The organism is Microbaculum marinum (assembly GCF_037855135.1).
Taxonomy (GTDB): domain Bacteria; phylum Pseudomonadota; class Alphaproteobacteria; order Rhizobiales; family Tepidamorphaceae; genus Microbaculum; species Microbaculum marinum.
This window is the reverse complement of record NZ_JAZHOF010000001.1, coordinates 703,389-723,997: the sequence shown is the minus strand read 5'-3', so window position 1 is coordinate 723,997 and position 20,609 is coordinate 703,389. Positions and strand designations below refer to the sequence as shown.

Genomic DNA, 20,609 nt, shown 5'->3' with positions numbered 1-20,609 from the left:
CGAGGCGGCAAGGGCACGGCGCCGGCAGGGCGCCGGCGCAATGCGGACCGACACCGGCTCGGACGCCCTCGCCTGTCGGTCGATGACCATTGCAGCGCGTCCGGGGGGCAATGTCAAAGCCGCAGCGGGGAGGCCTGCGCGCGCCTGCTAGATGCGCTGGCCGCCGCTGGCGTCGATCTTCTGGGCGGTGACCCATCGGCCCTTGTCGGAGGCCAGGAAGGCGACGATGTCGGCGATGTCTTCCGGCTGCCCGACCCGGCCGAGCGCGATGGTCTGGGCGATCTGCTTGCTCATCACCGGGTCCTGGGCGCCGGGATGGAAGTCGGTGGCCGTCGCGCCGGGGAGCACCGCGTTGACGGTGATGTTCCGCGGGCCGAGATGGGCGGCGAGCAGCAGCGTCAGCGCCTCGAGACCGGCCTTGGCGGGGGCATAGGCCGCCATCGCCGGGTAGGCGGCGCGGGTTCCCATCGACGACACGTTGACGATCCGGCCGCCGTCGCGCATGCGCGCCAGGCACTTCTGGATCAGGAAGAACGGCGAGCGCAGGTCGACCTGGATGACGTGGTCGAACTCCTCTTCCGTGACCTGCTCGATCGTGTTGCGGGTGCCGGTGCCGGCATTGTTGACGAGAATGTCCAGCCCGTTCGAGCCGGTGGCCGCCTCGAGCTCCTTGTCGAGCTGCGCGACGAGTTCGTCGGCGCCCCCCCTGTCGCCCAGGTCGGCGCGCACGGCGAAGGCCTTCGCACCTCCCGCTTCTATGGCCTCGACCACCTCGCGGGCCTTCACCTCGGCGCTGTTGTAGTGGACGGCGACGGTTGCCCCCATCCCGCCTAGCCGCAGGGCGATGGCGCGCCCTATTCCGCGGCTCGCGCCGGTGACCAGCGCGACCTTGCCTTCGAGTTCGTTCGTCATGCCTTGCTCCCGTGAATTGCCGGCTCGCCGGTCACTCGTCCGGCTCGGTTCCCAGATAGGCCGAGATGATTCCGTCGTCATGCGCCAGTTCGGCGCTCGTGCCCTCGACGGCGACGCGCCCCTGATCGATGACGTAGGCGTAATCCGCCACCTTCAGCGCCAGGCGGGCGTTCTGCTCGACCAGCAGGACGGCGACGCCGGTCGAGCGCACCGACATTATCAGTTCGAAGATCCGCGCGATGATCTTCGGCGCCAGACCGAGCGAAGGCTCGTCGAGCAGCAGCAGCCTCGGCGACGACATCAGGGCGCGGCCGATGCACAGCATCTGCTGCTCGCCGCCCGACAGCGACCCGGCGAGCTGCGTGCGGCGCTCGCCGAGGATCGGAAACAGCTCGATGACCTCGCCGAGCCTGGCGGCGAACTCCGCGTCCGAAAGGTGCAGGGCCCCGGCGCGAAGGTTCTCATGGACCGGCATGTCGGCGAACAGCTGCCGGCCCTCCGGCGCGTGGCTGATGCCGCGCCGGATCACCTGGTGCGACTTGAGCCGCGCGATCGACTCGCCGTCGAAGCGGATGTCACCGCCGCTCGGGCGGTAGAATCCGGTGATGCAGCGCAGCAGCGTGGTCTTGCCGACGCCGTTGCGGCCGAGCACCGTGACCAGCCCGCCCTTCGGCACCTGGATGGATATCTCCTCGAGCACCGGCCGGCCGCCGAGCCGCACCTCCAGGTTCTCGGTGGTGAGGATGGTCATTCCGGATCCCCGAGATAGGCGGCCCGCACGGCGGGATCGGACCGGACGGCGCGCGGCGCGCCGTCGGCGATCTTCCGGCCGGAATCGAGCACGACGATGCGGTCGCAGACACGCATCACCATCGGCATGTCGTGCTCGACCAGGAGGATCGTCAGTCCCTCGTCGGCAAGCGTCCGCACCAGCAGCGACAGCGCCTCGGTCTCGTTGGGGTTGAGGCCGGCGGCCGGCTCGTCGAGCAGCAGCAGCGTCGGCGCCAGCGTCAGCGCGCGCGCCACCTCGAGGAGCTTCTTCTGGCCGTAGGAGAGATTGCCGGCGGGCGCGTCGGCATGATCGATCAGGCCCAGACGCTCCAGCGCGGCGATCGTCGCATCGGCGATCCGGTCGGAGCGCCGCCGCTCCAGACCCGGAACCAGCGTGCCCCACAGCGACACCCCGAACCGACCGATCGCGCCGACCGAAACGTTGTCGAACACCGTCATGTCGGGAAAGACGCGAAGGTTCTGGTAGGTCCTGGCGATGCCGAGCGTGGCGATGCGGTTCGGGGCGAGGCCGGTGATGTCGCGGCCCTGCAGGCGGATCCGCCCGGCCGTCGGCGGCAGTGCGCCCGCCAGCATGTTGAACAGGGTCGTCTTGCCCGCACCGTTCGGACCGATCAGGCCGAGAAGCTCGGATGGCATGACCGCAAACGAGACGTCGTCGACGGCCCGCAGGGCGTCGAAGTCTCGGGTCAGACCCTCGACCTCCAGGACGGGTGCCGGGCCCGTGCCCTCCCCCCGCACAGTCATGACCGGCGCTTCCGGCGCGCCCAGGGGCTTGCCGGATCGAGCCGGCGGACCCAGGCAAGACTCCTGACCTCGCTGAGCAGGCCGCGCGGCAGGAACAGGATGGCGAGGAACAGGATGACGCCGAATATGATCGCGCGCAGGTCGCCGAACTGTCGCAGCATCTCCGGGGCGAGAACGACGAGAACGGCCCCGAGCACCGCGCCCGGCAGGCTTCCGAGGCCGCCGATGACAATGGCGGTGAGGATCAGCGCACTTTCGAGAAGCAGGAAGTTGTCGGGGCCGACAAAGCTGTTGACGTGGGCGTAGAGGACGCCGGCCATCGCCATCAGGGCACCGTGGACGGCGTAGATCTGCGCCTTGATGAAGCGCGGCGTCAGGCCCATCGACCGGGCCGCATCCTCATCCTCGCGAATGGCGCGGGCGGCATTGCCATAGAAGGAGTGGGTCATGCGGTGGCCGACGAAGACGGCGACCAGCGCCATCAGCGCGGCCAGCATGTAGGTGGCGAGCCAGCCGTCGAGCTCGTATCCGGCGATCCGCACCGGCGGAATCGCGGGAATCCCCATCGCACCGCGGGTCAGGTCGCCCCAGTTCAGCACGGTCGTGTAGAAGCTGACGGCAAGGCCGACCGTGGCGACGGCGAAGAACACGCTGTGCAGCCGCACCAGCAGCAGCCCGAGCAGGAAGGCGATGACGGCCGTGCCGGCGACGGCGACCAGAAGCTCGACCGGAAACGACGTGCCGAAGCGGGTCGACAGGATGGCGCCGGTGTAGGCGCCGAAGCCGAGGAACACGACCGAGTCGAGCGCCAGCAGGCCGGCGGTGCCGGTCAGCAGGTTGAGCGCGATGGTCAGCACAACGGTCAGCAGCACGAGCTGGCCGAGACGCGCGATGAACGGGCTTCCGGTGACCCAGAAGACCAGCGGAAGCGCGACGCCGACGACGAGCAGCGCAGCCACAACGAACAGGATTCCCCCTGCCGAGCCCTTCATGCCTGTCGGCGCCCGAACAGACCGCGCGGCATGAACAGCAGCGTCATCAGCAGAAGGCCGTAGCCGACCATTTCGGTCCAGGCGCTGGGCACGAAGATGCCGGCGGCGGCTTCGGCGACGCCGACCAGCAGGCCGGCGACCACGGCGCCGGGAATGCTCGTCAGGCCGCCGACGACCATGACCACGAAGCCCTTCACGATCATCGTCAGCCCCATGAAGGACTGCACCGAGCCGTAGGTCAGCGACACGACCATGCCGGCTGCCGCACCGAGGATCGAGGCGACGATGAACACCGCGACGATGACGCGGTTGATGTCGATGCCGGAGAACTGCGCGCCGAGGAGGTTCGAGGAGACCGCGCGGATGGCGATGCCGATGCGGGTGCGGTGCAGCAGGTACTGCAGGCCGATGAGCAGCAGGATCGACGAGCCGGCGATGGCGATCTCGCCGGTCGACACGATGACCCCGCCCAGGTTGACCGGCTGGGTCAGCTGGTGGCTCGCCGGGATCACCAGCCATTCCCCCTTGTAGACCTGGTCGAGGGCCTCGCGCACGACGATGCCGAGCGCCAGCGACGACAGGAGCGTGGCTTCACGCACGGCGCGCGAGCGCAGCGAGGCCTCGTCGGTGAACCGCCGGACCGGACGGAAGGCGAGGCGTTCGACCGTCCAGCCGGAGAGCCCGCCGACGGCCAACACCAGCGGCACGATCGCCCAGAGCGGCAGCGCCAGGGTGGTCGCGCCGATCAGCGTCGCGAAGGCGCCGATCGTATACACGTCGCCATGCGCGAAGTTCACCGCCGACAGCACGCGGAAGATCAGCGTCAGGCCGATGGCGATGACCGCATAGGTCATCCCCACGCTGACGCCGATGGCGAGCTGGCCGAGGATGAAGTGGTCGATCATCGCTCAGCCCGCCGCCCGGGCAGAAGGGTGCCGCGCCAGGACAGCGATCATTCGACGATCTTGAACTCGCCGTCCTCGATGACGCCGTCGCGGAAGCGGAACGTCCACTCGCGCGTCTGGGGATCGTAGGTGGTCGGGCCCGCGATGGTGTCGATCGTCGTCTGCGAGTCGAGGCCCTCGCGGATCGATTCGCGCGTCACGTCCGGATACTGCTCGGCAACGATGTCCAGCAGCGTCGTCGCCGTGATGTAGGAGTTGGCGGCGAACGCGTCGGGCTTGGAACCGTACTTTTCCTCGTAGCGCTTGAAGAAGTCCGCCATCTCATCGCCGGTCGCCGGATTGAACACCAGCAGCAGCCGGGTGCCGTTGGCGGCCTCACCGGCCAGGCGGGGGAAGTCGTAAGTGCCCAGCGCCGCCGAGCCGTAGAAGGGAATCTCGATGCCGAGCTGCCGCGTCTGCTTGGCGATCAGGGCGGCCTGTGGCGCGAACAGGCCGAGATAGATCATGTCCGGCTCGGTGCGCGCGGCCTTCTGGATCACCTGGCGGAAATCCTGCGCGTCGGGGCGAATGAACTCCTCGAACACCACCTCGCCGCCGGACTTCTCGAAGGCCATCCTGGTCAGCGCCATGTTGGCCTTGCCGTAGTCGTTGGGCAGGCCGATCATCGCCAGCTTCTTGACGCCGAGCTTGTTGAGGTATTCGGCGTTGGCCGGCCCCTCCTTCGACTGGATGATGCTCTGGCGGAACACGTAGGGTCCGACCTTGGTCACGTCCGGGTGCGAGGAGATCGGCGTGATGTTGACCATCTTCGCCTTGTCGTAGAGCGGTCCGGCGGCAAGCGTGACGGTGCTGCCCCAGCTGCCGATCGAGGCGACGTAGCTGTCGTCCTCGATGAACTTCCGCGCCAGGTTGATGGCGTCGTCGGCGCGGTTCTGGTCGTCCTCGCAGTCGATCGTGACGGTGGCGTCCTTGAGCTTGCCGCTCTTCTCGAAGTCCTCGAGCGCCATCTCGAAGCCGTGCTGCATGTTGGCGCCGAACTGCGCCAGCGGCCCGGTAATCGGAATGTAGCACGCGAACCTGACCGTCTCGGTCTGCGCGTGGCCGGCCGATGCGCACAGGCCCAGAGCCAGCGCCGCCGAGATTGCCGTGAGATGTCGATTCATGCCCAGTATCCCTCTGTTCTGGACGGCTGCGCGGGGCGCCGCCCTGTCACACACGCTTGCGTCAAGGCTTGATCGCAACCTTGCCGAAGATCCGCCGCTCGGCGAGCATGCGGAAAGCCTCCCGTGTCTCCTCCAGCGGAACCGTCTCCCCGACGACAGGCGTCAGCCGGCCAGCTTCCACGAGGTGGAGCAATTCCTGCAGTTCCTCCCGGTTCCACCCGTTCGACCCGACGATATCGATTTCGAACGTCCAGATGAATCGGAGATCCTCCTTGGGATCGTATCCCGCCGTGGCGCCGCAGGTCAGCACGCGACCGCCGCGCTTGACGCAGCGCAGCGACGGCACCCAGGTGTCCCCGCCGGTGAAGTTGACGACGACGTCGACGCCGCCGCTCTCGCCCCAGAAGCGCGGCTTGCCGTATTCGGCGACGATCGCGCGCATGAAATCCTGGTCGGCGTAGTTGACGCCGAAGTCGGCCCCGAGCCCGGCGAGCAGGTCGAGCTTCTCCTGGCTGGAGGCGGCGACCGCGACGTGGGCGCCGGCGAGCTTGGCCAGTTGCACGCAACCGGTGCCGACGCCGCCCGAGGCGCCGAGGATGAACACCGTCTCACCCGACCGCACCCGGCCGCGCGTCACCATCATCCGGTAGGCGGTACCGTAGGCGACCGGCAGCGCGGCGGCGGCCTCGAAGCTGACGGTGTCGGGCAGCCGCAGGAGCTGGTGCGCGGCGACCTTCACGTATTCGGCGAGGCCGCCGTCGACGACCTCGCCCAGCAGCTTGCCTTCCTCGCGGTTGACCGGGTCGACCAGCACCCGGTCGCCGACCGACCAGCCCTCGACGCCCTCGCCGATCTCGGCAATCTCGCCGGCGACATCGATGCCCATGATGATCGGCATCGGCACCTTGATGCCGGGCATGCCCTTCAGGGTGAACAGGTCGTGGTAGTTCAGGGTGCAGGCGCCGACCTTGAGGACGACCTCGCCGGCACCGGCCTCGGGATCGCGCCAGTCCGGTTCGAAGACGATGTCGTCGATCTCGCCATGCGCGCGGATCACCATTGCTCTCATGAATTCCGTCCCCGATCGTTCACGTTGATGCGCGGCGGGCCCTTTGGGCCGCGCCGAATTCCTCTGCCGCGCGGATGGTCAGGCTCTGGCGGTCGACCTTGTTGGTGCCGGCCAGCGGCAGCGCGTCGACGAAGGCCACGTGGCGCGGATGGCGGTAGGCGGGCCCCTCCTTCAGCGCGAATGCCTTGACCTCGTCTTCGGTCAGGCCGGCGCCGGATGCCGGTACCACGTAGGCGACGGGCACCATGCCCTTGATCTCGTCCTCCAGCGGCACCACAGATGCCTGGGCGATGCCGGGGTGCGATTCCAGCAGCCGTTCCACCTCGGTCGGATAGACGTTCTCGCCGCCGCACACGAACATGTCGTCGGCGCGGCCGACGAAATAGTAGAAGCCGTCGGCGTCGCGCCGCATGATGTCGCCGGTGTCGTACCAGCCGTCGTGCAGGCGTCTGGCGCTTTCTTCCGGCAGATTGAGATAGCCCGGCATCACCGCCCGGCTGCGCACCCAGATGACGCCCTCGTCCTCGGAGTTGCCGCCGACCAGCCTTATCTCGGCCTCGGGCAGCGGATAGCCGACCGCCAGGCGCGGCTTCGGCTTGCCCTCGGGATGCGGGCCGAAGACGACGGGGCTGCCCTCCGTGGTGCCCCAGGTGTTGGAGATCATCGCGGCGGGAAATACCCGGCCTGCTTCGGCAAACAGCGCCTCGCTGACCGGCGCCGATCCCATGATCACCAGCTTCACCGGCGATAGGTCGAGCGTCGCCAGCGCCTCCTTCTCGCGGACCGCCAGCGCCAGCATGGTGGGCACGGCGGTGACGATGTCGCAGCGGTGACGGGCGGCCGCCTCCAGGTAGCCGCGCGGGTCGAAGCGGCGCATCAGCACCACGGTCCCGCCGGACATGCTCATCAGCGTGCTCTGGAGCAGGCCGTTCATGTGGTAGAGCGGGGCTGCGACCAGCATCCGCTTGCCCTCCATCGGCGGCATCGAGCCGCTGAGCACGTGCGCCGCCCAGACGTAGCCGCCATGGGTGAGCGGCACGCCCTTCGGCCGGCCGGACGACCCGGAGGTGTAGAGGATCAGCGCCGTCTCGTCGTCGCCCATCTCGGGGCTGTCGAACGATCCGGGATCGGCGAACGCCGACCACGACGCCTCGTCGTCGAGGCGGACGACAGGCCAGCCGGCAGCCTGCCCGGCGCGCTCGGCATCGGCAAAGACGAACCGGACGTCGGCGTCGTCCAGGATTTCGGCGACGGTCGCGGCGGGCAGCTTGTAGTTGATCGGCACGGCGACCAGTCCGGCGCGGACGATGCCGAAGAAGGCGATCAGGTACTCGGCGCTGTTGGCGGCCAGGATCCCGACCCGCTCGCCGCGCGTCAGTCCCTGCGCGACCAGGCCGCGGGCGACCGCGTCGGCCGCCGGATGGAACGCGCCGAGCGTGATCTCCCGGTGCGAATCGTCCCCGGCGACCTCGACCTGCCAGATGCGGTCCGCCGGTGCGTCGCGCGGGATCAGCTCGCCGAAATTGTGAGGTGCGCTCATCCCGTCACCCGACCTGCGTGCCGTAGCAGCCGCGGCCGACCGCGGTCAGGCGGCCCTGCTCGTCGGTGACGTCGATGTCGACGACCCCGACGCTGCGGCCGACCCGCCGGACGGTCGCCGTCCCCAAGAGCGAAGCGCCGGTCGACGGCCGCAGATAGTCGACCCGGAAATTGATAGTCGGCACCCCGCCGCCGACCATGATGGCGACGGCAAAGTCGCCGACCGTATCGATGAGGGACGCGACCGGGCCGCCATGGAACTGGCCCGAGACCGGGCCGCCGCGCTCCAGCTCCGGACGGATCGGCATGCGCATGGCGATCGCGCCGGTCGAGACGTCGAGCGATTCCACCTCCAGGCCGAGAAACCGGTTGTAGGGCGAGCTGTCCAGCAGCTTCTGGACCTCCTCGACGGTAAACGTCTGCGTCATGCAATGCTCCAAAGGGCTTCTGGTCCCGCGACGGGAGTGAAGGTCGTCATCGCCGCCTCACCGCCGTACCGCCTCGCCGCCGATGCTGACGTCAAGCATCGCGTCGGTCGACATCAGCGCGTCCACGACCATCGCCTTGGACCTGGCGAGACCTTCGCGATTGATGCGCTCGGCGGTGTCGGCATCGCCGGCTGCGAGTGCGTCGATCATCGCCTGGTGGCGCTCGCGAAGCTCGGCGGTGCGGTCGCGCCTGGGCAGGCCGAAATGGAACAGCCGCTCCATTTCGTTGAGGATCTGGGCCAGCACGTTCACCATCCGCTCGTTGCCGGCCGCCGAAGCGATCACGAGGTGGAACTCGGTGTTGGCCTGCAGGAAACGGGCAATGCTTTCCGGGTCGCCCGGCTCGTAGCCGGCCGTGCAGACGCGGGCCAGCCGCCGCAGGTGGTCCTCGTTGACATGCCCGGCCGCCAGCCGCACAGCGGCCGACTCAATGACCTCACGGAGCTGGTAGAGGTCATTGACGTCGCGCAGCGTGATCGGCTTGACGAGGTAGCCGCGGCGGCGAACCGGCGCCAGCAGTCCCATCACCGAGAGACGGTCGACGGCCGCCCGGGCGGCGGCACGCTTCAGACCGAAGCGCTCGGCAAGGCTTGCCTCTGTGATGGTCTCGCCCGGGGCAAGCTCGCAGCGGACGATCGCATGGTGGATCTGGGAAAAGGCCTGGTCGCTCTGCCGGCCCGGCGCATTCGGCGCCGTCTCGCCGGGGAGTTCCTGGCCGACCCCTTCAAGCGACATTCGCGAACGGGCTCCCGTTGAAAAATGTACCATTCTTCATGAAACATGTTTATGGGCCCACGTCAACGGAGTCAAAAAGGTTTGCAGCCGCTATAAACATGTTTATAGTTCGGATCGGTCATCTTCAAAACTCGAAACCTGACGTCCGCCGCAGACAACCGGAATATGACTGACCCATTCTCCGACTCCTATGGTGAAGCGCGCGGGCGTTTCATCGCTGCCGCATCCCGCGCCGGAGGATCGGTGAAAAGCTACGTGAATCCCAAAGCGCACGGGCCGCGCGGCGGCAGCCTGTGCATGGAAACGGCGGTATTCGGCCCGCCGGACGCCGAAAAGGCGCTTCTGATCCTGAGCGGCACCCACGGCCAGGAAGGCTATACCGGATCGGCAGGACAACTGGCATTCATGGGCTCGCAGGCATTCGCCGACCGCGACCCGTCGATCCGGATCCTGCTGATCCATGCCCTTAATCCCTATGGCTTCGCCTACGACACCCGCGTCAACGAAAACAACGTCGACCTCAATCGCAACTTCGTCGACTTTTCCGCCGCGCTGCCCCGCAACGAGGGCTACGCGGAGATCCACTCCCTCATCTGTCCGGACGAATGGACGGAGGAGTGCCGGTCCGAGACGATATTTCGCGACCGGATAAACGGCGACCGCTTCACCGAATGGATGAACGCGATCAATGCCGGACAATACCAGGAGCCAACCGGCTTCGGCTTCGGCGGCACCCAACGCGAATGGTCCAACGAGACCCTGGAGGCGATTCTCGCGGCAGAACTGTCGGGAATCCGAAAACTGGGCTTCATCGACTGGCATACGGGGCTCGGCGGCTACGGCGAGCCCTTCTTCCTGTGCTTCAATGAACAGGGCGGTCCCGACTGGGAGCGCGCCTGCCAGTGGTGGGGCCGCGAACGGGTCGACACGCAGAGCGGCTTCGATGGCGCGCCCCGTCCGCAATATTCCGGGCTGGTGTTCCAGGGCGTCCAGAAATTCGTGGCCCCGGCGGAGATGACCGGCGCCGTCATCGAATTCGGCACGGGGCCCATCCTCGAAATCTTCGACTGGCACCGCCGCGACCGCTGGCTGCGGTTCGGCACCGGACCGGACGACGCGGAGATGCGGACCCGGTTCCGGAAGGGGGTCAGGGACGCGCTGTTCCCGACCGATCCCGAGTGGCGACGCAGCGTGCTGACCCATGCCGAAACGATCCAGGCGCAGGCTCTGGCCGGAGTGGCGGCGTGGTAGCCCTCCGCCGCCCGGCGGACTTCGACGGGCCCGCGACAGAGTGCGCGCGATGAGCCGTCCGGTCGACCACATCGTCTGGGCCCACTGGGACCTTGACGAGGCAATCGCAAGACTGCACGCACTGACCGGCATCGAGGCGAAGCGGGGTGGCGTTCATCCCGGCCGCGGCACCCGCAATGCCATCATCGCGCTCGGCCCGGCGTGCTATCTGGAAATACTCGCGCCCGACCCGGGGCAAACGCTGTCCGGCACGGTCGGCGCCCGTCTGCTCGATCTCGACGAGCCGGAGATCGTCGGCGTCATGCTGGCATCGGCCGACCTGGAGGGGGCCAAGGCCGCCTATGCCGCTCACGGTGTCGACTGCACCGGCCCCTTTGAGGCCGAACGGAAGACGTCGGACGGGGACACGCTGCACTGGCGGCTGCTGCTGCCGATCGATCCGCCCTGGGGCAACCTCTCGCCGATGCTGATCGACTGGGGCCAGACGCCGAACCCGGCGACCGCCGCGCCCGGAGGCTGCAGCCTGGTCGGGTACGAGGTCGGGCATCCCGACGGCGCCGGGCTGAAGTCGCTGTGCACGCAAATCGATGCGGAGATCGAGGTCGTTGCATCCGACAAGCCCTACAGCAGGGCAACGCTCGACGGGCCCGCGGGTCGGACCGTCCTCTCGGGCGCCAGGATCGACGTGACGCTGTAAGGCGGCACCGGCCGGCTACGGCGCCCCGGCGTCGACCGGCATTCCCCTCGGCGAGAAGATGGCGGTTCGCCTGTCCGGCGCGTAGCCGCCGACGCAGGATGCCGCGTCCCGCGCGAGGGTCCGTACGGACTCCAGGATGAAGTCCACCGTCTGGTCGGACATCAGGACGCTGAAGTTGAGGCGCACGAAGCCCGGCTTGGCGACCTCGTCGCCGGCCAGGATGGCGCGGCTCAGCCGCTCCGATTCCGCCTCGTCGATATCCAGCAGCCGGTGCACGTACGGGCCCGCGCAGGCGCAGCCACCGCGCGCCTGGATGCCGAACCGGTCGCTCAGCAGCCGGGTGACGAGCTGGTGGTGGACATGGTCGCCCCGGGTCCCGATGCGAAACGAGAAGATCGGCAGGCGCTCGGCCCGGCTGTTGCCCAGCAATTCCAGATCGGGCGCGCCCGACCATGCCGCAAACGCCCGCCGCACGAGCTCGCGGTTGCGCCCGGCCATGCGGGCCTCGCCGATCGCCGCCTTGACGATGAACGCGAGCGCGGCGCGGATGTCGCCGATGACGTTGGGCGTGCCGGCCTCCTCCCGCACCTCCAGCGATTCGCTGTAGACATGCGAGCCGGGCGAGACGAAACGGACCGTTCCCCCGCCCGGCCAGGTCGGACGCCCGGTCCGGACGGCATCGCGGCGGACCACGAGAACGCCGGACGCGCCCGGCCCGCCGATGAACTTGTGCGGCGACAGCACGATCGCATCGATGTCGGCGCCGTCTCCCGGCGTCATCGAGACCGGCAGATAGGGGCCGGCGCCGGCATAGTCCCAGACGGCCAAGGCGCCGGCCGCCTTCAGCCGCCGCGTCACCCCGGCGACGTCGGTGAGAATGCCGGTGACGTTGGAAGCCGCGGAGAACGCCCCGACGAGCGGGCGGCGTTCCCTGTGCGCCTCAAGGGCGGCATCGAGGGCATCGAGATCCGGCCCGCCCGACGGCGCCTCGCCGATCTCGATCACCTCGGCGCCGCTTTCCCGCCAGGCGAGGATGTTGGAGTGATGCTCGTAGGGGCCGACGATCACGCACGGCCTCGCACCCCGGCCGGCCCCCGGCGAGACGCCAAGCAGGTGCACCAGACGGTTGAGCCCGGCCGTGGCGCCCGATCCCGTGAAGATCACCGCATGCCTGTGGTCGGCGCCGCACGCCGAGGCGACGACCGCGCGGGCCTGGCGCCGCAGGCGGGTGATGAAGCCGCCGCAATAGGACGCCTCGGTGTGGCTGTTGGCGTAGAAGGGCAGCACCTCTCCCAGAACGAACTGCTCGACCTGCATGAGCGATCGCCCCGAGGCGACATAGTCGGCATAGACGATCTTCCTGCGCCCGAACGGCCCGTCGAACTCCGCATCGGCGCCGATCAGACCCGCGGACAGACGGGCGATGACGTCGTCACCGCCGAGGCTGGCGCGGAACCGGTCGAGAAGGGAATCGGGACATGGCACGGGTTTGCAGGCCTTCGGTTAGTGTCCTACGAAGCTACCCTTCCGGACGCGGTGATTTCTTCACAGTTTTCACCTGCATTTCCGCCGATTCAGGTGTATCTGATCTGAATGGCCGAGAAGATTGACGATTTTGATCGAAGAATCCTGACCGAGCTGCAGCGCGACGGCGGCATCGCCCAGCGCGAGCTGGCCGAGCGGGTCGGGCTGTCGCAGAACGCCTGCTGGCGCCGCCTGCAGCGCCTTCACAAGTCGGGCCTGGTCGACCCGCCGCAGGCCCGCATCGACCTTGCCCGGCTGGGGCTCGACCTCACCGTCTTCGTGATGATCAGGACGCGGCACCACTCGATGGAATGGGCGCGGCAGTTCTGCCGGCATGTCGAGAGCCTGCCGGAAGTCACCGATTTCTACCGGATGGGTGGAGACTGGGACTACCTGCTCAGGGTGGTCACGGACGGTATGGCCGGCTACGACCGGTTCTACCAGAAACTGATCTCCGACCAGGACCTCGAGACGGTGAGCGGCTATTTCCCGATGGAAACGATCTTCCAGAACCGGCCGATCGACCTGATCAGGGTCGGTTGATGCGGGACGCGTCCGCAGGCATGTTTCCGCAGCCGACATCGACGCAGACAGGCTGAACGAATTGCCCGGATATCCCAACAGGCGCGCGCGCCAGGCCCGGTGGTGGAACGCCCCGGGATCGGCGAGACGCGAATCGGATCCGGCGCCGACCGCCACGGTCGCGACCCACCGGCGCGCGCCCACCGGTCCGGTGGTCGCCGCCTTCGTGCTGATGTTCTCCTCCGCCTTCGGCCAGACCTACTTCATCGCCATCTTCGCACCCTGGCTGAAGGCCGAGCTCGGCCTTACCGACGGCAGCTTCGGCAGCTTCTACACGGTCGCCAACATCGCCAGCGCCGCGGTCCTGCTCTGGGCCGGCAGGATCGTCGACAGCTTCAGGATCCGCTGGCTCGCCGTCGCCGTGCTGGTGTCGCTCGCCCTCTCCTGCGCGGCGATGGCGAGCGTCGCGTCGGCCTGGCTGCTGCTGCCCATCCTGTTCGGGCTGCGCCTGTTCGGGCAGGGCTTCCCGGCCCAGCTCGCGATCACCGGCGTCGGCCGCTGGTACCTGCGCCGCCGCGGCCGGATGATGTCGATTGCCGTGCTCGGCTTTCCCGCCAGCGAGGCGGTCATGCCGATGGCGGCGGTAACGCTGATTGCGGCCGTCGGCTGGCGCGAGACGTGGCTGGCCGCCGCAGCGGGGCTCTGCCTCGTCTCCGTGCCGCTAGTGCTGCTCTTCCTGCGCAACGAGCCGGCGCACGACCAGTCGGCCGAGACCTCCGAGGAGCCGGTCGCGCCGCGACGCGAATGGACGCGGGCGGAAGTGCTGCGCACCCCGGCATTCTTCGGCGTGCTGGCGGCCACCGTGACGCCGGCCTTCGTCATGACGGCGATATTCTTCCATCAGGCGTACCTGGTGGAGACCAAGGGCTGGACGCTGGCATGGCTCGCCGCCTGGTTTCCCGTCTTCGCCGGCGTCAGCGTGCTGACGGCGCTGGCGACCGGCTGGCTGGTGGACCGCCTCGGCGCCCGCCGGCTGCTGCCGTTGTTCCTGGTGCCGATGGCCGTCGGCGTCACCGTCCTGGCAGTGTCGCGATCGGCCTACGCGGTGCCCGTCTTCATGGTGCTCGGGGCGATGACCAACGGCAGCGCCCAGACGCTGCTCGGGGCGCTGTGGGCCGAACTGTTCGGCACGCGCCACCTCGGCGCGATCCGATCGGTGGCGTTCGCCGCGCAGGTCTTCGCTTCGGCGCTCGCCCCCGGCCTGGTCGGCATCCTCCTCGACCTCGGCGTCCGCCTGGAGAGCCAGTACCTGGCGATGGTCGCCTATACGCTCTTCGCGGCGCTGCTCCTGAAGGCCCTGGTGCCGCGTCTCAACCGGCTGGCGGCAACCTGAGCACCGCTCAGACCGTTCGCTCGGCGCCGCCGGGCGTCGGCGCCAGTTCGTAGCGCCAGCTCTCCGGCAGGGCCTGGTAGCCGCCGTTGCGGCGGACGACATGGATGAAACCCGGGAAATGCAGATGCATGCCGGCGACCAGCAGGCGGTCGCTGGCGGCCCAATCGAGCACCCGGCGGCGGGTGCGCGCGGCCGCCGCGCTGTCGACGTCGAAGGCGACCGTCACGTCCGGGTTGGGCAGTTGCAGTTCCGGCACGTGGCAGGTGTCGCCCCAGATCAGAAGCGCATCGTTGCCCGACGAGACGACGTAGCCGGTGTGGCCCGGCGTGTGACCGGCGAGCGGCGTTGCCGTGACCCCCGGAAGCACCTCGCCGCTCGCGTCGCGGACCCTGTCCATGTACGGGGCCATCTGGAAGCGGGCGTCGTCGAAATAGCGCCGCTGCTGCACCGCGTTGAAGCGGGACCGTTCGGCGTCGTCGCTCCTGTAGAGCAGGTCGGCCGACGAGACCACGACCTCCGCCGAGGCGAACAGCGCATTGCCGTCGGGATCGGTGAGCCCGTTGGAATGGTCGGGATGCAGGTGGGTGAGAAGCACCGTGTCAATCTCGCCCTCCGAGACACCGAGTGCCGCCAGGCTCCGGGGAAGGACGCCGAGGGTCGGCCCCATCGACCCCCCGGCGCCGGTATCGACGATGGCCGTGCGCCCGCCCGACCTGATGAGGAAGCAGTTGATGGAGACCCGTGGCGGCGCCGGCTGGAAGTTTTCCGCAAGGATGGCTGCCGCCTCCTCCTCCGTCACCGCGTTGAAGGAGGCGAGCGGCGTGTCGTAGTAGCCGTCGGTCAGGGCGGTGACGAGGATGTCGCCGATGCGGCGGTGATAGATGCCGGGCACCTGCGCGTCTGGGATCACGTTCATGAATCTGGTCTCGTTGTGGGTTGGATGATGACGGTGCCCTTGCCCGACGGGCGGGTGACGCCGAGGTGCATGGGCCGCCTCATGCGCTCTCCCGGCGCACGATCGTGAAGCCGCAGTCGACCACCGGGGGGCCGTCGTAGCTGCCATTGAGGCGCTCCATGATGATGCGGGCGCTTTCGCGGCCGATTGCCGCCCGCGGGACCCCGACCGTGGTCAGCGCGGGGACCACGGAGGAGGCCAGCTCGACATCGCCGAAGCCGGCGATGGCAAGATCTTCCGGCACCCGCAGCCCGGCCCGCGTGGCGCCCATCAGGGCGCCGAGCGCCAGGGTATCCGACGAGCAGAAAAGGGCGTCGATCCTGGGGGATGCCGTCGTCAGCCTGTCGATCGCGGCACGGCCGGACTCCACGCCGAACGGAACCCAGATCTCCATGTCCTCCGTCACCGGCACCCCGAGTTCGGCCATCGCCTGACGGTATCCGGCGCTGCGGTCGACGGAGCGGTCGTTGAGGGGATAGTGCAGGTTCATGAACGCGATGCGGCGATAGCCCCACTCGTACAGTGACATGGTCATCCGGTAGGCGGCCTCACGGTTGGAGAAGCCGACGGCGACGTCGAAGGGGTTGTCCGGCAGGTTCCAGAGCTCCACCACCGGCGCCGCGCTGTTCTCGAGCATCTTGCGGCTGTAGTCCGTGTGCTCGGAACCGGTGAGCACCAGTCCGGCCGGGCGCCAGCCGATGAATCCGGACAGCAGCTTCTCCTCCACCTCCACGTCGAAGCTCGTTTCGCCCAGAAGCAGGTGGTAGCCGTTGGCGAGGAACTGCCGCGACAGTTCCTCGATCGTGCCGGAGAACACCGAATTCATCATCGTGGGAAACAGCGCGACGATGATCTGGCTGCGCTGGGAGACGAGGCTGCGGGCGGCATAGTTCGGGATGAAGCCGGTGCTGCGCACCGCCTCCTCGATCTTCTCGAGGGTCTGCGGCGAGACCGCTTCGGGCGTGCGCAACGCGCGCGACACCGTCATCGTCGTCACGCCCGCCAGACGGGCGACATCGGACATCCTGGCAATCCGGCGGGTTGCCTGGTCTGTCTCCGGCATGTCCGGCTTCGACTGCTTCGACATATCCCCTACCGCATTCCGCTTGCCGTTCGACATCGGCGATACAACCGAGACTACGCGGCCGCGGCATCTCCCGTGCGCCGGCGGGCCACCAACACTACCCTAACCTAAAGTGATTACTCGCGAATTTCCCTGCTACAGACCCGCCGCACGGCAAATGTTATCGTTCACATATTGACAGCCCCGAAGTTTGGCTGCACCGTCCTCCCGGAACTGGACGCCTCTACGCCGCGCCATGTTAACGTTAACTTGACAAGCCCGCAAGCTGTCGGAAGAGCCGCCAGGTCGACAGGAATCATCGGGCGCCGGAAAGGGAGAATGAAATGGTCGACGTAATCGCGAAAGCTCAGATGGGCGAAGTCGTCTGGGCACAGCTCGATCGCGACGCCGATCTCTACGACGAGATTATCGAGATCTGCAGGCGGGAGGAGATTCGCTCGGGCGTCGTGCTCAACATCGTGGGCGGCCTCTACAAGGCCCGTCTCAGCCTGCCGATCGTCTCGACCAGCTTCGAGGCGCAGCCGGGAATTCTCGAGCTCGAAGGCATGATGGAGGCGCAGGGCATCGGAACGATCGGCTACACCGTCGATACCTACGACTCTTCCAAGAAGAGCGGAATCGTCTACCACGCCGGCGAGCCGAACCTGCACATCCACATGACCGTGACCCATGAAGGCAAGAGCTACATGGGCCACCTGCTGCAGGGATGCCTGGTGCGCTCTCTGCACCCCCGGTCGCACTTCACCATCGTCCTGGCCAAGACCCCCGGCGCCGTCCTGAATTTCCGGGTGTCGGAAGAAAAGACCGAAACCTACCCGAACGGCATTCCAATCCACGACCTCGTCGAAGAGTGACGGGGACGATCATCGATCCGCATCAACTGTTCCAGGGAGGAAACAATGCGCAGAACAAAGCTACAGCAAGCAGGAGCCGTCTTCTTCGGCGCGAGGACCGGAGCGATCGCGGCGCTGTCGATGCTCGGCATCGCATCCGCCGTCGCACCGGCAGCCGCGCAGGTCACGCTGAACGTCAATTCGTGGGCCGGCCCGAGCTATCCGCTCGCCTCGCAGGCGGTGGCGCTGTGCGACGACATTGAGAAAGTCACGGAGGGCCGCGTCGTCTGCAACATCCTGCCGAAGGCGGTGGCAAGTCCCACCCAGACGTTCGATGCGGTCGCAAGCGGCATCGTCGATATCGGCTACATCGTGCACGGCTACACCGCCGGCCGTTTCGTGCTGACGAAGGCGCCCGAGTTCCCGCTCTTCGGAGACACCGCGGAGGCGATGTCGGTCGCCTACCAGCGCGTCTACGACGATATGCTCGCATCGGCAAACGAGCATGACGGGGTCAAGGTCCTGGCGGTTCATACCCACGGACCGGGACAGGTGTTCAACATCCGCCACGAGGTCAATACGCTCGCCGATCTCGAAGGCCTGAAAATGCGCGTCGGCGGCGGCGTCATCAACGACGTGTCGGAAGCCATCGGGGTGGTGCCGATCCTGAAGCCGGCGACGGAGGTCTACGAACTGCTCTCCACCGGCGTCGTCGACGGCGTCTTCTTCGCCAAGGATGGCGTCGTGCCCTACAACCTGCCGGACGTGGTCAAGTATGCTACCTTCGTCCCCGGCGGCATGTACAACATCTCCTTCGGCTGGCTCGCCAACCCCGACAAATGGGAATCGATCCCCGAGGCGGACCGGGCCCTCATCGAGCCGCTGATCGGCGAAGGTCTGGCACGCCGGATGGGCAAGGCCTTCGACCAGGCAGACGAGGTTGCCGTCAAGGCGCTCTCGGACGCCGGAATTCCGATGAACGAGGCAAACGAAGAATTCGTTGCCGAACTGGCCGAAACGACCAAGCCCCTGCGCGAGGCCTGGATTGCGCAAGCCAAGGAAATGGGTGTCGATGGTGCAGCGGTTCTCCAGGCGCTTCAGGACGAGGCCGCGGCGGTCAAGACCGATTGACCGCACACCCAGCGGATTGATGCAGCCGGGGCGCGAGGCAATCTCGCGCCCCGCACTCCGGCGGCCCGATGACCAGTAGCATCACCCACAAGCTGGAAACCTGGAGCACGGGTTTCTTTCGCTACGTGACGGCATTCATGCTGTTTGCGCTGATGTTGCTGACCCTCACCGACGTTCTCGGGCGGTATTTCTTCAACCGTCCCGTCTACGGCGGCCTGGAGCTGACCGAGATCATCCTGGCGGGAATGATCTTTTCCGCGCTACCGCTCGTCACCTACAAGGGCGAGCACATCGTCGTCGACCTGTTCGAGCCGAGAGCCCCCGCGCTGCGCAGGGCGCAGCACGTGGTCACCAACCTGATGGGCGCCCTCGTCGTCGCGGTGCTGTCGCGCCAATTGTGGCTGCGCGCCGAGCGGCTCGAGCGGGCGGGCGAGACGACTATCCAGATCAAGATCCCGATAGACATCGTCGCCTACACGATCAGCGGCCTCCTGGCACTGACGGCGATCGCGTTTCTCATACGGGCTTTCTGTCCGGAGACCTCCCCGAACGACAGAGGCGAGATCACTCGGGGCGAGCCGGACACATGATCGAGAGCATCCTGGGGTTTGCCGCCTTCCTCGCACTCGCGTTCCTGCGCGTGCCGCTGTCGATCGCCATGGGCCTCGTCGGTTTCATCGGCTTCGCCATCCAGGTCAACCTGAACGCCTCCCTGGCGATGGTTGGTCAGGTGGTCTATGAAACCGGACTTGCCTATACCCTCTCGGTCATTCCGCTGTTCATCCTGATGGGCAACCTGATCGTCCAGTCGAAACTGGCGGAGGAAATCTACCGCGCGGCCTATGCCTTCATTGGCCACAGACCGGGCGGCCTCGCCATGTCGACCATCGTGGCCTGCGGCGGTTTCGGTTCGATCTGCGGATCCGCGCTCGCCACCACCGCGACCTTCTGCAAGATCGCGGCGCCGTCGATGACGAAGTTCAACTACCAGCCGCATCTGATCGCGGGAACCATCGCGACCGGCGGAACGCTCGGCATCCTCATCCCGCCGTCCCTCATTCTCGTCCTCTACGGGATCATGACGGACGAGAACATCGGCCGCCTCTTCGTCGCCGGCATCGTGCCGGGCATACTGGCGGTGCTCTTCCTTTGCGGGGCCGTGTTGTTCATCGTCACGCGCAACCCTGCTGCCGGACCGAAGGGCAACCGCGAGAACTGGGACACCCGACTGCGTTCGCTGCGGCGGATCTGGGCCGTCATCGTGCTGTTCGTGGTCATTCTCGGCGGCATCTATGCCGGTGTCTTCACGGCGACCGAAGGTGCCGGCATCGGCGCCTTCGGCGCGTTGCTGTTCGCGATATTCCTCGGCAATCTGACATTTAGGGAACTGGTCGACGTGCTCGTCCAGACGGCCACCGCCACGGCGGTGCTCTTCATGATCCTGATCGGGGCGCTGATCTTCGCCAATTTCGTCAATCTCACCACCATGCCCCGCGATCTCGTGAGCTTCATCCAGGCCGCGAACATGCCAGCCGGCGTCGTGGTGCTGATGATCTGCGCGATCTACATCCTGCTCGGAACGGCGATGGAGGAGCTGTCGATGATCGCCCTCACCGTTCCTCTGTTCTATCCGATCGTGACGGAAGTCGGCTATTCCGGCATCTGGTTCGGCGTGGCGGTGGTGATCGTCTGCCAGATCGGCCTGACCACCCCGCCGATCGGAATCAACATCTTCGTGGTGAAGTCGATGATGGACGGTCTGTCGATACGGGACGCGTTCCGCGGCACCTGGCCGTTCAACGCCGCGCTGGTGCTGCTGTTGCTGCTTCTGATCGCGGTGCCGGATATCGCCACCTTCCTCGTTCAGTACATGCGATAGC

21 protein-coding genes are annotated in these 20,609 nt (G+C 67.3%); 8 read left to right on the top strand and 13 right to left on the bottom strand.

Annotated features, from left to right (window positions below):
- Nucleotides 1-147: 147 nt before the first annotated feature.
- From V3328_RS03400 to V3328_RS03355, 10 genes are all read right to left on the bottom strand, one after another.
- Complete coding sequence (locus V3328_RS03400; protein WP_340328230.1) at nucleotides 148-912, bottom strand: SDR family oxidoreductase; 765 nt, start codon at nucleotides 910-912, stop codon at nucleotides 148-150.
- A 31-nt stretch (nucleotides 913-943) separates the two neighbouring features.
- Entirely contained in the window at nucleotides 944-1,663 is a 720-nt protein-coding gene (locus V3328_RS03395) for an ABC transporter ATP-binding protein (RefSeq protein WP_340328229.1), read from the bottom strand.
- Complete coding sequence (locus V3328_RS03390) at nucleotides 1,660-2,448, bottom strand: ABC transporter ATP-binding protein (RefSeq protein ID WP_340328228.1); 789 nt, start codon at nucleotides 2,446-2,448, stop codon at nucleotides 1,660-1,662. The genes V3328_RS03395 and V3328_RS03390 overlap by 4 nt, the downstream gene beginning before the upstream one ends.
- Nucleotides 2,445-3,440, bottom strand: a complete 996-nt coding sequence (locus V3328_RS03385; protein ID WP_340328227.1) for a branched-chain amino acid ABC transporter permease — start codon at nucleotides 3,438-3,440, stop codon at nucleotides 2,445-2,447. The genes V3328_RS03390 and V3328_RS03385 overlap by 4 nt, the downstream gene beginning before the upstream one ends.
- Complete coding sequence (locus V3328_RS03380; protein WP_340328226.1) at nucleotides 3,437-4,345, bottom strand: branched-chain amino acid ABC transporter permease; 909 nt, start codon at nucleotides 4,343-4,345, stop codon at nucleotides 3,437-3,439. The genes V3328_RS03385 and V3328_RS03380 overlap by 4 nt, the downstream gene beginning before the upstream one ends.
- 47 nt (nucleotides 4,346-4,392) lie before the next feature.
- Nucleotides 4,393-5,508: an ABC transporter substrate-binding protein gene (locus V3328_RS03375; protein WP_340328225.1), complete on the bottom strand. Its 1,116-nt coding sequence runs from the start codon at nucleotides 5,506-5,508 to the stop codon at nucleotides 4,393-4,395.
- Between the two features lie 61 nt (nucleotides 5,509-5,569).
- Nucleotides 5,570-6,577 carry a zinc-binding dehydrogenase gene (locus V3328_RS03370; protein WP_340328224.1) on the bottom strand — a complete coding sequence of 336 codons (1,008 nt, stop codon included), beginning with the start codon at nucleotides 6,575-6,577 and terminating at the stop codon, nucleotides 5,570-5,572.
- 19 nt (nucleotides 6,578-6,596) lie between these two features.
- Nucleotides 6,597-8,117: a class I adenylate-forming enzyme family protein gene (locus V3328_RS03365; RefSeq protein WP_340328223.1), complete on the bottom strand. Its 1,521-nt coding sequence runs from the start codon at nucleotides 8,115-8,117 to the stop codon at nucleotides 6,597-6,599.
- A 4-nt stretch (nucleotides 8,118-8,121) separates the two neighbouring features.
- Nucleotides 8,122-8,544 carry a PaaI family thioesterase gene (locus V3328_RS03360; protein ID WP_340328222.1) on the bottom strand — a complete coding sequence of 141 codons (423 nt, stop codon included), beginning with the start codon at nucleotides 8,542-8,544 and terminating at the stop codon, nucleotides 8,122-8,124.
- A 57-nt stretch (nucleotides 8,545-8,601) separates the two neighbouring features.
- Nucleotides 8,602-9,339, bottom strand: a complete 738-nt coding sequence (locus V3328_RS03355) for a GntR family transcriptional regulator (RefSeq protein ID WP_340328221.1) — start codon at nucleotides 9,337-9,339, stop codon at nucleotides 8,602-8,604.
- Nucleotides 9,340-9,504: 165 nt separating this feature from the next.
- On the opposite strand from V3328_RS03355, the gene V3328_RS03350 reads away from it, so the two are divergent.
- A complete protein-coding gene (locus V3328_RS03350) occupies nucleotides 9,505-10,590 on the top strand; it encodes a M14 family metallopeptidase (protein WP_340328220.1) in 1,086 nt (361 codons plus the stop codon).
- Between the two features lie 49 nt (nucleotides 10,591-10,639).
- Nucleotides 10,640-11,287, top strand: a complete 648-nt coding sequence (locus V3328_RS03345; protein ID WP_340328219.1) for a VOC family protein — start codon at nucleotides 10,640-10,642, stop codon at nucleotides 11,285-11,287.
- Between the two features lie 15 nt (nucleotides 11,288-11,302).
- Here the strand turns inward: V3328_RS03345 and V3328_RS03340 are convergent, their stop codons facing one another.
- A complete protein-coding gene (locus tag V3328_RS03340; protein ID WP_378759169.1) occupies nucleotides 11,303-12,772 on the bottom strand; it encodes an aminotransferase class V-fold PLP-dependent enzyme in 1,470 nt (489 codons plus the stop codon).
- Nucleotides 12,773-12,880: 108 nt separating this feature from the next.
- Between V3328_RS03340 and V3328_RS03335 the strand changes: the two genes are divergently transcribed.
- Both V3328_RS03335 and V3328_RS03330 read left to right on the top strand, forming a co-directional pair.
- A complete protein-coding gene (locus tag V3328_RS03335) occupies nucleotides 12,881-13,354 on the top strand; it encodes an Lrp/AsnC family transcriptional regulator (RefSeq protein ID WP_340328218.1) in 474 nt (157 codons plus the stop codon).
- Nucleotides 13,355-13,415: 61 nt separating this feature from the next.
- Nucleotides 13,416-14,726 (top strand): MFS transporter, encoded by a 1,311-nt coding sequence (locus V3328_RS03330; protein ID WP_340328217.1) that lies wholly within the window; start codon nucleotides 13,416-13,418, stop codon nucleotides 14,724-14,726.
- 7 nt (nucleotides 14,727-14,733) lie between these two features.
- On the opposite strand, the gene V3328_RS03325 is transcribed toward V3328_RS03330, so the two are convergent.
- Together V3328_RS03325 and V3328_RS03320 are read right to left on the bottom strand one after the other, a co-directional pair.
- Nucleotides 14,734-15,642 (bottom strand): MBL fold metallo-hydrolase, encoded by a 909-nt coding sequence (locus tag V3328_RS03325; protein ID WP_340328216.1) that lies wholly within the window; start codon nucleotides 15,640-15,642, stop codon nucleotides 14,734-14,736.
- A 79-nt stretch (nucleotides 15,643-15,721) separates the two neighbouring features.
- Nucleotides 15,722-16,744 (bottom strand): LacI family DNA-binding transcriptional regulator, encoded by a 1,023-nt coding sequence (locus V3328_RS03320; protein ID WP_340328215.1) that lies wholly within the window; start codon nucleotides 16,742-16,744, stop codon nucleotides 15,722-15,724.
- 344 nt (nucleotides 16,745-17,088) lie between these two features.
- On the opposite strand from V3328_RS03320, the gene V3328_RS03315 reads away from it, so the two are divergent.
- The 4 genes from V3328_RS03315 to V3328_RS03300 all read left to right on the top strand — a co-directional run bounded on the left by V3328_RS03315 (nucleotide 17,089) and on the right by V3328_RS03300 (nucleotide 20,608).
- The gene (locus V3328_RS03315) at nucleotides 17,089-17,619 is read left to right on the top strand and encodes a PPC domain-containing DNA-binding protein (RefSeq protein WP_340328214.1); all 531 of its coding nucleotides are present in this window, start codon (nucleotides 17,089-17,091) and stop codon (nucleotides 17,617-17,619) included.
- 45 nt (nucleotides 17,620-17,664) lie between these two features.
- Complete coding sequence (locus V3328_RS03310; protein ID WP_340328213.1) at nucleotides 17,665-18,729, top strand: TRAP transporter substrate-binding protein; 1,065 nt, start codon at nucleotides 17,665-17,667, stop codon at nucleotides 18,727-18,729.
- Nucleotides 18,730-18,797: 68 nt separating this feature from the next.
- The gene (locus V3328_RS03305) at nucleotides 18,798-19,319 is read left to right on the top strand and encodes a TRAP transporter small permease (RefSeq protein ID WP_340328212.1); all 522 of its coding nucleotides are present in this window, start codon (nucleotides 18,798-18,800) and stop codon (nucleotides 19,317-19,319) included.
- Nucleotides 19,316-20,608, top strand: coding sequence for a TRAP transporter large permease (locus V3328_RS03300; protein ID WP_340328211.1), 1,293 nt, complete (start codon nucleotides 19,316-19,318; stop codon nucleotides 20,606-20,608). The genes V3328_RS03305 and V3328_RS03300 overlap by 4 nt, the downstream gene beginning before the upstream one ends.
- The last annotated feature ends 1 nt before the right edge of the window (nucleotide 20,609 follow it).

Coding starts and splice junctions, on each gene's coding strand:
- V3328_RS03380 (WP_340328226.1), bottom strand. CDS start 4,345: ATGATCGACCACTTCATCCTCGGCCAGCTCGCCATCGGCGTCAGCGTG.
- V3328_RS03335 (WP_340328218.1), top strand. CDS start 12,881: ATGGCCGAGAAGATTGACGATTTTGATCGAAGAATCCTGACCGAGCTG.
- V3328_RS03350 (WP_340328220.1), top strand. CDS start 9,505: ATGACTGACCCATTCTCCGACTCCTATGGTGAAGCGCGCGGGCGTTTC.
- V3328_RS03390 (WP_340328228.1), bottom strand. CDS start 2,448: ATGACTGTGCGGGGGGAGGGCACGGGCCCGGCACCCGTCCTGGAGGTC.
- V3328_RS03315 (WP_340328214.1), top strand. CDS start 17,089: ATGGTCGACGTAATCGCGAAAGCTCAGATGGGCGAAGTCGTCTGGGCA.
- V3328_RS03395 (WP_340328229.1), bottom strand. CDS start 1,663: ATGACCATCCTCACCACCGAGAACCTGGAGGTGCGGCTCGGCGGCCGG.
- V3328_RS03325 (WP_340328216.1), bottom strand. CDS start 15,642: ATGAACGTGATCCCAGACGCGCAGGTGCCCGGCATCTATCACCGCCGC.
- V3328_RS03370 (WP_340328224.1), bottom strand. CDS start 6,577: ATGAGAGCAATGGTGATCCGCGCGCATGGCGAGATCGACGACATCGTC.
- V3328_RS03345 (WP_340328219.1), top strand. CDS start 10,640: ATGAGCCGTCCGGTCGACCACATCGTCTGGGCCCACTGGGACCTTGAC.
- V3328_RS03375 (WP_340328225.1), bottom strand. CDS start 5,508: ATGAATCGACATCTCACGGCAATCTCGGCGGCGCTGGCTCTGGGCCTG.
- V3328_RS03360 (WP_340328222.1), bottom strand. CDS start 8,544: ATGACGCAGACGTTTACCGTCGAGGAGGTCCAGAAGCTGCTGGACAGC.
- V3328_RS03320 (WP_340328215.1), bottom strand. CDS start 16,744: ATGCCGGAGACAGACCAGGCAACCCGCCGGATTGCCAGGATGTCCGAT.
- V3328_RS03305 (WP_340328212.1), top strand. CDS start 18,798: ATGACCAGTAGCATCACCCACAAGCTGGAAACCTGGAGCACGGGTTTC.
- V3328_RS03355 (WP_340328221.1), bottom strand. CDS start 9,339: ATGTCGCTTGAAGGGGTCGGCCAGGAACTCCCCGGCGAGACGGCGCCG.
- V3328_RS03400 (WP_340328230.1), bottom strand. CDS start 912: ATGACGAACGAACTCGAAGGCAAGGTCGCGCTGGTCACCGGCGCGAGC.
- V3328_RS03385 (WP_340328227.1), bottom strand. CDS start 3,440: ATGAAGGGCTCGGCAGGGGGAATCCTGTTCGTTGTGGCTGCGCTGCTC.
- V3328_RS03310 (WP_340328213.1), top strand. CDS start 17,665: ATGCGCAGAACAAAGCTACAGCAAGCAGGAGCCGTCTTCTTCGGCGCG.
- V3328_RS03300 (WP_340328211.1), top strand. CDS start 19,316: ATGATCGAGAGCATCCTGGGGTTTGCCGCCTTCCTCGCACTCGCGTTC.
- V3328_RS03365 (WP_340328223.1), bottom strand. CDS start 8,117: ATGAGCGCACCTCACAATTTCGGCGAGCTGATCCCGCGCGACGCACCG.